The sequence below is a fragment of the Solibacillus ferritrahens genome, assembly GCF_037027585.1.
In the GTDB taxonomy this organism is placed as follows: Bacteria; Bacillota; Bacilli; order Bacillales_A; family Planococcaceae; genus Solibacillus; species Solibacillus ferritrahens.
The window spans coordinates 37,942-49,957 of sequence record NZ_JAXCLE010000023.1 but is presented as its reverse complement, the minus strand read 5'-3'; the positions used below and the strand labels follow the sequence as shown (position 1 = coordinate 49,957).

Annotated in this window: 11 protein-coding genes and 1 other annotated feature; of the genes, 4 read left to right on the top strand and 7 right to left on the bottom strand. The window is 38.6% G+C overall.

Features of this window, described 5'->3' with window-relative positions:
* Positions 1-204: 204 nt before the first annotated feature.
* A complete protein-coding gene (locus SNE38_RS17105) occupies positions 205-984 on the bottom strand; it encodes a class I SAM-dependent methyltransferase (RefSeq protein ID WP_336046959.1) in 780 nt (259 codons plus the stop codon).
* A gap of 349 nt (positions 985-1,333) precedes the next feature.
* On the opposite strand from SNE38_RS17105, the gene guaC reads away from it, so the two are divergent.
* Together guaC and SNE38_RS17095 are read left to right on the top strand one after the other, a co-directional pair.
* The gene (gene guaC / locus SNE38_RS17100) at positions 1,334-2,317 is read left to right on the top strand and encodes a GMP reductase (protein WP_191703470.1); all 984 of its coding nucleotides are present in this window, start codon (positions 1,334-1,336) and stop codon (positions 2,315-2,317) included.
* 69 nt (positions 2,318-2,386) lie between these two features.
* Positions 2,387-2,618, top strand: a binding site (T-box leader).
* Positions 2,619-2,701: 83 nt separating this feature from the next.
* Positions 2,702-4,291, top strand: a complete 1,590-nt coding sequence (locus tag SNE38_RS17095; protein WP_336046958.1) for a 2-isopropylmalate synthase — start codon at positions 2,702-2,704, stop codon at positions 4,289-4,291.
* 322 nt (positions 4,292-4,613) lie between these two features.
* Here SNE38_RS17095 and SNE38_RS17090 read toward each other — a convergent pair whose 3' ends face one another.
* The 3 genes from SNE38_RS17090 to SNE38_RS17080 all read right to left on the bottom strand — a co-directional run bounded on the left by SNE38_RS17090 (position 4,614) and on the right by SNE38_RS17080 (position 7,278).
* Positions 4,614-5,609, bottom strand: a complete 996-nt coding sequence (locus SNE38_RS17090; RefSeq protein WP_336046957.1) for an LLM class flavin-dependent oxidoreductase — start codon at positions 5,607-5,609, stop codon at positions 4,614-4,616.
* A gap of 60 nt (positions 5,610-5,669) precedes the next feature.
* On the bottom strand, positions 5,670-6,242 hold the full coding sequence (locus SNE38_RS17085; RefSeq protein WP_191703467.1) for a YdcF family protein: 573 nt from the start codon (positions 6,240-6,242) through the stop codon (positions 5,670-5,672).
* A gap of 64 nt (positions 6,243-6,306) precedes the next feature.
* Positions 6,307-7,278, bottom strand: coding sequence for a TDT family transporter (locus SNE38_RS17080; protein WP_336046955.1), 972 nt, complete (start codon positions 7,276-7,278; stop codon positions 6,307-6,309).
* 212 nt (positions 7,279-7,490) lie between these two features.
* Between SNE38_RS17080 and SNE38_RS17075 the strand changes: the two genes are divergently transcribed.
* Positions 7,491-8,054, top strand: coding sequence for a DNA-3-methyladenine glycosylase I (locus SNE38_RS17075; protein ID WP_336046954.1), 564 nt, complete (start codon positions 7,491-7,493; stop codon positions 8,052-8,054).
* Positions 8,011-8,400 (top strand): hypothetical protein, encoded by a 390-nt coding sequence (locus SNE38_RS17070; protein WP_336046953.1) that lies wholly within the window; start codon positions 8,011-8,013, stop codon positions 8,398-8,400. The genes SNE38_RS17075 and SNE38_RS17070 overlap by 44 nt, the downstream gene beginning before the upstream one ends.
* A 380-nt stretch (positions 8,401-8,780) precedes the next feature.
* Here SNE38_RS17070 and SNE38_RS17065 read toward each other — a convergent pair whose 3' ends face one another.
* From SNE38_RS17065 to yfkAB, 3 genes are all read right to left on the bottom strand, one after another.
* Positions 8,781-9,200 (bottom strand): universal stress protein, encoded by a 420-nt coding sequence (locus tag SNE38_RS17065; protein ID WP_191703464.1) that lies wholly within the window; start codon positions 9,198-9,200, stop codon positions 8,781-8,783.
* Between the two features lie 10 nt (positions 9,201-9,210).
* Positions 9,211-10,644, bottom strand: coding sequence for a SulP family inorganic anion transporter (locus SNE38_RS17060; protein WP_336046952.1), 1,434 nt, complete (start codon positions 10,642-10,644; stop codon positions 9,211-9,213).
* A 183-nt stretch (positions 10,645-10,827) separates the two neighbouring features.
* Positions 10,828-11,943, bottom strand: coding sequence for a radical SAM/CxCxxxxC motif protein YfkAB (gene yfkAB, locus SNE38_RS17055; protein WP_191703462.1), 1,116 nt, complete (start codon positions 11,941-11,943; stop codon positions 10,828-10,830).
* Between the last annotated feature and the right edge of the window lie 73 nt (positions 11,944-12,016).

Here is a 12,016-nt window from a genome sequence, read left to right as displayed (position 1 = left end):
GATATTTTATAAAATTGATTGGAATGGAGGGCGACTCCAGCGGGAACAGCACGACGCCTGAGACTACAGGCTCAGGCCGTGCCCGCGGAAAGCGTCCCGGAATGGAAATCAATTTTTACACATAGCAAAATAATGCCGTTTTTCTCTCAGAGAAAAATGGCATTATTGGTTTTGCCTCAACCTCTATATTTTTATAAATCTAGATTAAGCATCTGCACATAATACAAAGCTATTTAATGACAAAACAGCTTCTTGCTGTTCATTCATTAAGTAAGCAAAGCTTTCTACTAATGTTTGAATTTTGGCAGGAACTTGCGGGAATTCATTGAGAAGGTAATTGCTATAATCCACTTCCCATTGACCATCTTGCAAGTAGCTCGCATCAACCATCTGTTCATTCGTAATCGTGAACTCTGTACTTTCTAGTATTTTTTTGATATGTGATTTATGAAATAGATTCTGGATATTGCCATCATCTTCAATAAACGCTGTATATAATGCTAAAATATTTGCTGCGCAGAAATGTGCCCGCTGACTAGGCATCGTATAATCAATGTCCCACTCTGCAAAACATACTCGTTTCGCTACAGTCCGTATTTTCTGCATGTAAGCTTCCAATATTTCAGTACTTTGAAAATACCAAGAACAATGAGATAAAACAACGACATCAAATTGTTCTTCAATTTGAAACTGTAGAAAATCTGTTTCGTAATAAAAATCGATAATCTGTCCTAGAGGAGATTTTGCGATTGTTTCCGATGCTTCTCCTAATGTAATGGGCGCACCGTATTCTTTAGATGCAATATCAATGGCTACAACTTGCCCGGTAGGTCCAACTGCATCTGCCAATACAACCGTGGTGTCTCCTTGACCACATCCGATTTCCAATACTCTCATACCCTTATTTAATTGAAAAGCACGTACAAGTTCTAGGCGATGCATTAATTGCGTTCGTTGAATTATATCGTCTCCAATAATTTTCATACAGTTTAGTAGATGTTCCAATTTTTTCAGCTCCAATTATCTTTCATAATATTGAGCTACTTATTGTAAGCTCAATTTTGAACTAGGTTAACTTTCATAAACTTGACTACCATCAATTCATCGACTCCTTTTCCTCTGTTCATTAAATCATTTTCCTGTCTATTGGAGCAATGTTTATTTGAAGAAAGTATAAAAATCAGGGGAAAAAGACATAAAACCGAACAATTCTGATAAACATTAAAAAATAATTCGTTTTTAGTTGACATCGCTTTCATTATTTTGTAAAGTAACAAATGACGAATGATTATGTAAAAACAAATAAAAATGTTCGTGTTTAGGAGTGTTGAAAATGGTAGATACAGTTTTCGATTATGAGGATATTCAATTAATACCAGCAAAGTGTATAGTAAAAAGTCGCACAGAGTGTGATACTGCTATTACATTAGGAAACCATACATTTAAAATTCCAGTTGTACCTGCAAATATGCAGACGATTATTGATGAATCATTAGCTGAGAAGCTTGCTGCTGAAGGTTATTTTTACATAATGCACCGCTTCCAGCCGGAAAAGCGTGCAGAATTTATTCGCAGCATGCAGAAGCAGGGCTATATTGCTTCGATTTCGGTTGGCGTAAAAGATGAAGAATATACATTTATTGAAGAATTGAAAGATGCCCAGCTTGTACCGGAATACATTACAATTGATATTGCCCATGGTCATTCAAATCAAGTAATCGAAATGATTGGACATATTAAAAAGCATTTACCGAATAGCTTTGTTATTGCAGGAAATGTTGGGACGCCTGAAGCTGTTCGTGAGCTTGAAAATGCAGGCGCGGATGCTACTAAGGTAGGTATTGGACCAGGTAAAGTTTGTATTACTAAGATTAAAACAGGATTTGGTACAGGTGGCTGGCAATTAGCCGCACTTCGTTGGTGTTCAAAAGCTGCTACGAAGCCAATTATTGCTGACGGCGGAATTCGTACACATGGTGATATTGCAAAATCGATACGTTTCGGTGCATCAATGGTTATGATTGGTTCACTGTTTGCAGGTCATGAGGAATCACCAGGTCAAACGGTTGAAATTGATGGCAAGCAAATGAAAGAATATTTTGGTTCGGCATCGGAGTTCCAAAAAGGTGAGCGCAAAAATGTAGAAGGCAAGAAAATGTATGTCGATTCTAAAGGGTCTATTTTTGATACATTAACAGAAATGGAGCAGGATCTGCAGTCTTCCATCTCTTATTCAGGCGGTAAAACATTGGCGGCGATTCGCACGGTTGATTATGCAGTAGTAAAAAACTCAATTTTCAATGGCGATCGCATTTAATATTAATTAAATTTTCAGATAACTATTGACTTCTTTGGAAATTGTCGTTAAACTACATTTCAAGACAATAGTTAAGCAATGAATGGAAATAGTAAATAGCCTGTATACTTTTAGAGAGCCAGTGTGTGGTGGAAACTGGCAGATACAACTATTGAACTCGTCCATGAGCTACGACCTGAAAATGAGTAGGGAAGTCGGCAGTCACCGTTAAAAGACTAGACATCAATTGTCGTTAAGTGGAACGTTTCAGCAATGTGCGTTCAATTTAGAGTGGTACCGCGAGTTCAACCTCGTCTCTATCGTAGTGGATAGAGGCGGGGTTTTTTATTTTGAGCTCCTGTTTGTTGCATTGAAATGAATAAAAGATGAAAAGGGGAAATGAAAATGAGCAGAAAAATTTGGGTTTTTGATACGACATTACGTGATGGCGAGCAAGTGCCTGGGGCTAAACTGAATTTATACGAAAAAGTTGAGATTGCCCAGCAATTAAAAAAGCTTGGTGTTGATATTATTGAAGCCGGTTTCCCAGCATCTTCACAAGGCGATTTTGATGCAGTACAGGCAGTTGCAAAAAAAGTAGGAAACAGTTCAGACATCATGATTACTGCATTGGCACGGGCTGTAAAAGATGATATTGATTCGGTATACAATGCGGTGAAATATGCACACAATCCGATGATTCATATGGTGCTTGGCACATCGGACATACACGTAGAAAAGAAATTCAGTAAATCAAAAGATCAAATTCTGCAAATTGGTATCGATGCAGTGAAATATGCAAAAACACTTTTACCACAAGTTCAATATTCCACAGAAGATGCATCCCGTTCGGATTTTGAGTATCTTTGGAAGACGATTGAAGCCGTCATGAAAGCTGGAGCGACGATGATTAACGTCCCCGATACAGTCGGATATGCAGAGCCGGAACAGTGGGGTGAAATGATTGCGAAATTGAATTACCGCATGAAAAATTTAGACGACTCGGTACTACTTTCTGTACACTGTCATAATGACCTTGGGATGGCTACGGCCAATACATTGGCAGCCATTAAAAATGGTGCGGATAAAGTGGAAGTAACGATGAATGGTATTGGGGAACGCGCAGGTAATGCGGCGCTGGAAGAAGTAGTGATGGCCATTAAAACGCGCGGTGATGTTTATGATGTGTTTACCGATATTAATACGAAAGAAATTATGAATACATCCCGCCTAGTTTCAAGCTTTATGGGTCTTGATGTGCAAGTAAACAAAGCAATTACTGGAGACAATGCATTTGCACATTCTTCCGGTATTCACCAGGATGGTCTGTTAAAATCCCGTGATGCGTATGAAATCGTGCATCCGGAAGATGTTGGACTGGAAGATATGGAATTAATATTAACGGCAAGATCAGGACGTCATGCTGTTAAAAATTCACTTTCCAAATTAGGGTTTAATGATTTTACCGATGAAGAATTTGAAGGGGTATTTGCGGATTTCCTAAAGCTGGCTGACTCGAAAAAAGAAGTTTATGACCATGATTTATATGTCATTGTTGAAAATTACTATGAGAAATCGGAAAAGAATAATCCGAGTAAAGAAACATTCTCAGATCAATTTTATGATATTGAAGATCTGCAGATTATTTCAAATTCGACATTCCCTTCTGCCAGTGTGAAAATTCGACGTGGGGAGGATGTATTCAAATCAAGCGCAGTCGGTTCTGGACCGGTTGATGCACTGTACTCAGCCATTGCGGATGTAACAGGCATTCAAGTGAAGCTTATTGAATACAATATCAGCTCTGTATCGCGCGGACAGGAGGCGTTAGGAAAAGTAAAAATCATTGTCGAGCATAATGGTGAAAAATACATCGCAAAAGCGGCAGATACAGACATACTAAAAGCCTCTGCATTAGCCTATATTAATGCGATTAATAGTATCATCGTAGCAAGAATAGCACCGCAGCCTCAAGTGACGATCGCGACGGTATAATATATATTATTGGAAAAAAGTAGATTTTTTATTATATAAAGTAAGAGTTATTAAAAAGCTGATACTCTATGAATTGATTGGAGTATAGGGGCGAGTGTAGCTGACGGCTATCGCCTTTCGCTACAAGCAAAGCTTCCTACGCGAATAGCGAAATTATTTTTGTGACAATTAATCGCAGGAGTATGACGCTTGAGACTACAGGCTCAGGCCACGCCCGTGGAAAGCATCCCCGGATTGAAAAGCAATTCTAGCAAAAATCTAGAAAAATATCCATTTTCTCTGTGAGAAAATGGATATTTTTCGTTATGTCCCAGGTTGGTTCTTATTTATTAAACTGCTCCATCAACAAACGATAACTGTTTAAACGTTGGTCAATTGTATAGAGATTACAGTTAATCATCGCTTCATCAAAGCCGAAGTATTCCTGCTCCTCTTTTATCTGATTGGCAACTTCCTCTGCTGAACCGATTAACATAAGAGGACGGTTTTGTTGAAGAATCATTTTATCCATTTCCGTTAATGCGTAGTCATTCGCTTCTTCAGGAGAAAGTACGTTCAGCAGTTTGCCTCGCATTAAATTCAACCGGGTGATTTGCATTGGCATAGATAAGTATTCCGCTTCTTCTGTCGTTTCGGCAACACTGACAGCATATGTCGTAATGATATTAGGTTGTTCCATAAAATATGAAGGTTGGAAACTATTTCGATAGACATCAAAAATAGATTTCGACATTTGCCCATTGAAAAATTGAGCAAAAGAATAGCCAACACCGGTTTCTCCTGCCTGTTTCGCACTTTGTCCACTAGAGCCGAGCAGCCAACTTTGAGGGAGCTCTACTTTAAATGGGACAGCGACAACATTATCATAAACGGCTTCACCAGTCCGTTGTTCATTCATTAAACGTAAAATAATCTCAAGCTTATCATATTGCTCCGTTAAATCGGGTCTGCGTCCGCTGGCAAGGGCAGTCATAGCAGGCATATCCCCACCAGGTGCGCGTCCTGCACCGAAATCAATTCGCCCAGGCGCTAATGCAGCCAATGTTTTAAACACTTCAGCTACCTTAAATGGAGAATAATGCATCATCATAATGCCGCCTGTTCCAACGCGAATACTGTCAGTTTTCGCAGCAACATAAGCAGCAGTTACTTCAGGTGCTGAGCTTGCAAGCGATGTTGTATTGTGATGTTCAGCAAACCAAATTCGCTCATAGCCTAGCTCATCGCCAAGCTGAGCGAGTTTTACTGCATTTGCAAGGGCTTCTGTTGAAGACATCCCTTTGGATATAGGTACTTGATCTAATATACTAAGTTTCATTCAGTTCACCTCAACTATTCGATACTATTTACGATAACGAAATAGAGGCGGAATGTAAAATTATTGGCCTTTAACATATGCTTTTATTAATGCTAAACGCTCTCGTATACGAGATTTCGTGTTGACTACTTTCGGAGTGGGCGCTGCCAAAACATCTGCTTGCAGGCCGACTTTTTCTGCAAGTATGACAGCTCGCTTTAAATGGAAATCATTTGAGATAATCGTAATGTTTGTCACTTCGTCAGGCAAAAGTTCCTTCGCGTACAATAAGTTTTCGTAAGTGGAGGTGGATTGGTCTTCCAGCATAATTCTATTCTGATCAATACCATGTTCTATTAAATAAGCAGCCATGACAGATGCTTCTGTTCGATCCTCATCTGCACCTTGACCCCCAGTAACAATCGCTTTAACAGAGGGGTGCTTTTGTAAATAGTCCAAGGCCACATCCAGTCGATTCTTTAAAGAGAGGGAAGGTATACCACCTGGCTTAACTTTTGCGCCTAATATTACGACATACTCATTTGAACCGTCTGCCTCGTTTTTCAGTGCAGCGTCCATTTCGTTCCCAAGCCAGAAATAAATCAGGATTAATATTAAGATAATAATTAATAGTGCAAAAATGACTCTTTTCAAAAAAATCCCCCCTTTCAATATAATACGACGTCTAAAGGGGGAATGTTTCAATATTTGGATTTTATTATGAAATTGCCTCTTTTTTCTCAGCGGCAATAGCCCGTTTCTGGTGAAGTTGTACAGTTAAATAATTGATATAGCGTATCAAAACATAAAGCACTATAACGGATGAGAAGGTTAGCTGGAAATAGAAATAAGACGTTAACCATTGACTCGCAGTTTCTTTTTGTTCAAAGAAATGAATGACTGCATTGGTCGCGGTAGCCGAAATGACCAATGGGAAAGTGAAGGCTGCATAGCTCGGATAAAATGGGAGCTTAAGAGCACTCGGCAATTTCGTTAATACTAAAAGATACAACAGCTGAGCGACGATAAAGAAAGTGACGACAATAAATAATTGCGCTTCAAACTGCTTAAAGTAGGCTGCTAAACAAAGCGATGCTGGAGCGGTTAAAATCGTCAGCATCGGAATAGTAGGTTCAGGGAGATCTTTGCGAATAAAGCCACGTAAAATGATGATTGGTACTAAAATAACAATGGCACATACAGCAAAAATTAAAACGCCCTTAGTGAACGTTCCTGACAGATTACCTGCTGTTAAAGGCATTACAGCCGTACCGACAAATAAAATTAGCCAGCTTGGAAAGACCTGCGAGATCGTTACTTTATTTTTCCAAACAAACGTTTTAATGAAGTATAGAATAATTCCAATTTGCAAAGTAGCAGCAGCAATCCATAGCGTATGTATGAAAACTTCCTGAATGCCGTAGTAGTGTAACCCATTACTGATGGATAAAGTCCCCATTGTAAAGGTGGGGGATACGGATGCAATAATCGGATTTTGCATTTCCTTAACTACAGAAGAGAACGCAAAAAGAATTTTCCCCACGATTAAAAGAAATAGTACTATGCCAATAAAAAAGAAAAAATGTCCTGTTAAGGATTGATTCATACTCAATAATAAATTTCCCAATGAAATGAAAGCGAGCATAAGACCGCTTATCGGAATAGGGATAACCTGCAATAAATTTCTCACGATGTTCCTCCAAAATATAAAAAATAGGTGAAATGTCTCTATGAAACATTTCATAAAATGTACACATTTGTCCAGCATACCCTATTCTACTGCTTAATTTTTAATCCCACAACCGCAAACGTAAAATAGAATCATCTATCGTTACTGTTTTAATTGACACTGTTTCCGAAAATCCCTTACAGTGGAAAATAAAAGAAAGAGACGGTGATGAAATGGAGCGATGCAGTTGGGTGAAACTGGATGAGCCGGTTTATGTGAAATACCATGATGAGGAGTGGGGAGTACCGGTTTTTGATGACCGGAAATTGTTTGAAATGCTCTGTCTGGAAGGTGCACAGGCAGGATTGAGCTGGCTGACAATTTTAAAGCGCAGGGAAGGATACATAGAAGCATTTGATCAATTTGATGCTAATAAGATCGTCCATTACGATGAAGCCAAATTAACCGCATTAAAAAATGACGAGCGCATTATACGCAATCAGTTGAAAATCAATAGTGTTGTTACAAACGCGAAAAGCTACCTTGCCATTCAAAAGGAATATGGCTCTTTTTCAAATTATATATGGTCCTTTGTTGATGGCAAGCCAATTATCAACGAGTGGGAAAGCCCACAAGAGGTTCCAATTACAACCGAAATAAGTGATCGGATGAGTAAACAGTTAAAAAAAGACGGATTTAAATTTGTCGGAAGTATCATTTGCTATTCTTATATGCAGGCTGTCGGTATGGTAAATGATCATACAGTTAATTGCCATTGTTATAAAAACTTATCATGAGGTGAGTGCAATAAAGAAAAAATTTAGATGGGCAATTGCTATATTAGTCATTATATTAGGGATTATTTTAGTTTCTTCGAATTCTAATTATGAAATAACCGAAAATTTATACGGTTTCCCTATCCCAATAACAGCGGAATTAGTTCAAGAGAGTGAACGAGTGAAAAGTTATAATTGGTCAAGGGCTTCCGAGGAAAATGGGATACCACTTGATTATGAAATTGTTCTGAAATTAAATGGCTGGAAAAAAGGAGAACGAGAAGGGGCAAACGTTTTATATACAAAAGGGAATCATACCATCAATTTGGCTTCCTACCATAAAGTAATAGATATTATGGAGAGATAGCAGTTGCAAGCATTCTTTTAGAGAAGGACCTTTTTTCATGCTTGAAATTATGCAGAGATTTTTTTGATAAAGAAGAAAAATTAGTTGTTCGGAGTGAAGGCGGCGACTCCTTGGGGACAAGCAAAATTTATTTTGCGACGAGTAATCGCAGGAGCACGTGGGAGAGTGTAAGGAACAAAAGCTAAAAACGCCACGTCCTGTGGCAACGCTTTTGTGACCAACATCGTGTTGGCCTCGTGCCCCCAGGAAAGCGTCCACCGTAACGGAGAACAACGGCTACAGGGCAGATAAAAAAATAAAGCCGTTCAAATTTGAAGTGATCCCTAAAAGTTTGAACGGCTTTAAGTCTTGAGGAGGATTTTGTCCCAGCCTCTTATGCTTTATTTTACAATCATCGCCGGGCATTGAACACGTTTCATCACTTTATGGGAAACACTACCTAAAACCATTTCCTGCAAACTATTTAATCCACGGCTGCCGATTACAACTAAATCTACATTTTGTGTATTGGCATATTTAATAATCTCTGGTCCGGGTGATCCATGAATCATTTCAACTTGACATTTGATTTGCTCATCTTGGAATAGTTGTTCAATCGGTACAATCTTTTGGCGACGTTCCATATAAAGACCTTCATTGGAACTCGCATGCAATACTTCTGTTTTTACTTTAACCATATCAATGACAAAAATAATCGTTACCATTGTCTCGGCATTTATTTTCGCTATTTTTACAGCTTCCTTTGCTGCACGTAATGAGTTTTCTGAACCATCTGCGGCCAATAAAATATGTTGATACATAAAACCACTCCTAATCGGTTAATGTAGAACCTGTTAATTTTTTCATAAGCTGCTTGCTTGATTCATCAATATTTAAGAACGTTACTGTTATATTATTCGCTTTAAATTGGTCCTTTACCTTCATTAAAGCCCCAATTGCTGAATCATCCCATACTTTACATTGTGTAAAATCAATTTGGATGGAAGGTTGCTCCATTGAGATCGATTTGAAATAGTCCATAAAGCTTTCCGTTGACGCAAAGAATAACTGACCTTTAACGAAATAAGTCGTACCTTGCTGTGAAACCGAGACACGCGAAATTTCATTTACAAAGAATAGGGCACTTACAACAATACCAGCCACAACACCGAGTGCTAAATTGTGTGTATACAGTACGACGCCTATTGTAAGGAGCATAACAAAAACGTCTTTCTTTGGTGCTTTCACTGCATATTTAAATGACTGCCAGTCAAATTGTGTAATACACACAACGACCATTACACCAGCGAGTACAGGCATTGGAATCTGCACGACATAATCACCTAAAACTAATATTAAAAACATTAAAAATACCCCAGCCACAAATGTAGACAGACGACCTCTTGCGCCGGACTTTACATTAATAACCGATTGCCCAATCATGGCACAGCCGGCCATACCTCCAAAAAATCCATTGATAACATTGGCAATGCCCTGACCACGGGCTTCTTTATTTTTGTCGCTTTCAGAAGTAGTCATATCATCGAGAATAGAAGCCGTTAATAAAGATTCCACCAAGCCAACAACAGCTAAAGCTAAAGAATAAGGTAAAATAATCATCAATGTTTCAAATGTAAAAGGAATATCGGGAATGAAAAATGAAGGCAATGATTGTGTAATAGTCCCCATATCTCCAACTGTGTTCAGATTAAACCCAGAATAAATTGCTACTACTGTTAAGATGACGACTGCTATGAGAGGCGCCGGGATTCCTTTTATAAAAAGTGGAATTAAGTATATCAGTGCAATCGTCCCGAGTAAAAATAACCATGTCATGAGGCTTCCACCAATAAAGTGAGGTGTTTGAGCGATAAAAACTAAAATGGCTAGTGAGTTTACAAAGCCAATCATGACCGCATTCGGAATAAACTTCATTAGTCTAGCAATTTTTAAAGCGCCAAAAATAATTTGAATAATTCCAGTTAGGATAGTGGCGGCTAATAAATACTGTAATCCGTGGTCCTTTACAAGTGACACGATGACAAGGGCCATCGCACCTGTTGCTGCAGAGATCATCGCTGGGCGTCCGCCAACAAAGCTGATTGTTACAGCGATAACAAAGGAGGCATACAGTCCGACCATCGGATCTACTCCTGCTAAAATAGAAAAAGCAATTGCTTCCGGAATGAGTGCCAATGCAACAACTAAACCTGCCAGTACATCCGCACGTATATTTCCAAACCATTGCTCGCGTAAATTGTCCATATTTGGTATAGCTCCTTTAAATAATCTTCTACTATAATATCATGCGACCAAGATGGTGCAATAGCTTTTAAAAGTTCAACTGAGTTAATAAGCATTTGGACACAACGAAAATATCCATTTCCAAAAAAGGAAATGGATATTTTTCTGCATTTATTCCCAAATTGATTTCAGTTATTAACTCGGTTATTTTACTGAACCACTAATAAATTGTTCGTCCTGATAATACATGTTTTTAACGAGCACATTGGGGCCGAGGCATTTTACGGCAGGGCAGTGACAGTTTAGGCTTTTTGCTAAATCCGTTTCGAGCCATTTATCAAAGATTGCTGGTAAAGAATCAGTGCTAATGTTACCTAAAGCCGGTGTATCGCCAAAGTCTGTCACGATAACGTCACCCGTGAAAATATTAATATTTAAACGTGAACGGCCATCCGGGTCATTACGCATCGTTACATTCGGAGCGTTGCGTAATCGTTCTAGTAATTTTTGGTCTTCCTCGGTTTTACTGCACGGATAAAAGGGAAGAGTACCAAAAAGCATCCAAGTATTTTCATCACGATTATCCAATAAATGATGAATCGCTTCACGCGTTTCCTCAAGTGATAACGATGTTAAGGCACTGGCGAAATCTGATGGATACATCGGGTGAATTTCATGACGCGCACATTTCATTTCCTCTACAATTTGCTTATGGATATGGTCTAAATAAGGCAATGTTTTTTTGTTCAACATTGTTTCAGCCGATACCATTACACCATTTTCAGCAAGCATTTTAGAATTGTCAATCATCCGTTGAAATAAAGCAGCGCGTTGATCAAATGTCGGTTTTCGTTCCATCATGGCAAAGCCCGTTTCAACGAATTCCTCAATCGTACCCCAGTTATGGGAGATATGCATTACGTCCAGATATGGTGCGATTTCGAGGTAGCGTTCACCATCAATTGTTAAATTGGAGTTCATTTGTGTACGGACACCGCGACTATGCGCATATTTTAAAAGCGGTAAAACATATTCACGCACAGATTTGCGTGACATCATTGGTTCTCCGCCTGTAATCGAGATTGTTTGAAGATGAGGAATTTCATCTAACCGCTTTAAAATTAAGTCGATTGGTAAAGCATCGGGATCTTTTGTCTGTAATGTATAGCCAACAGCGCAGTGTGCACAGCGCATATTGCATAATGTAGTTGTAGTAAATTCAATATTTGATAAAGTCAACTTACCATGTTTTTCTATATCCATATAGGCTTCCCATGGGTCGTAGCTTGTCGTAATATTTTGTTTTTCTAATGTAGTCATTTTAGTTCGATACTTCCTTTCCAACAATTTATTTTCTCATAAATTGGTTGAGATGCAACCTAAAACCTTATTT

What these genes read in the sequence shown, in the direction of transcription:
- SNE38_RS17105 (WP_336046959.1), bottom strand. Translation starts at nt 984, where the DNA reads ATGAAAATTATTGGAGACGATATAATTCAACGAACGCAATTAATGCAT.
- guaC (WP_191703470.1), top strand. Translation starts at nt 1,334, where the DNA reads ATGGTAGATACAGTTTTCGATTATGAGGATATTCAATTAATACCAGCA.
- SNE38_RS17095 (WP_336046958.1), top strand. Translation starts at nt 2,702, where the DNA reads ATGAGCAGAAAAATTTGGGTTTTTGATACGACATTACGTGATGGCGAG.
- SNE38_RS17090 (WP_336046957.1), bottom strand. Translation starts at nt 5,609, where the DNA reads ATGAAACTTAGTATATTAGATCAAGTACCTATATCCAAAGGGATGTCT.
- SNE38_RS17075 (WP_336046954.1), top strand. Translation starts at nt 7,491, where the DNA reads ATGGAGCGATGCAGTTGGGTGAAACTGGATGAGCCGGTTTATGTGAAA.
- SNE38_RS17070 (WP_336046953.1), top strand. Translation starts at nt 8,011, where the DNA reads ATGATCATACAGTTAATTGCCATTGTTATAAAAACTTATCATGAGGTG.
- SNE38_RS17065 (WP_191703464.1), bottom strand. Translation starts at nt 9,200, where the DNA reads ATGTATCAACATATTTTATTGGCCGCAGATGGTTCAGAAAACTCATTA.
- SNE38_RS17060 (WP_336046952.1), bottom strand. Translation starts at nt 10,644, where the DNA reads ATGGACAATTTACGCGAGCAATGGTTTGGAAATATACGTGCGGATGTA.
- yfkAB (WP_191703462.1), bottom strand. Translation starts at nt 11,943, where the DNA reads ATGACTACATTAGAAAAACAAAATATTACGACAAGCTACGACCCATGG.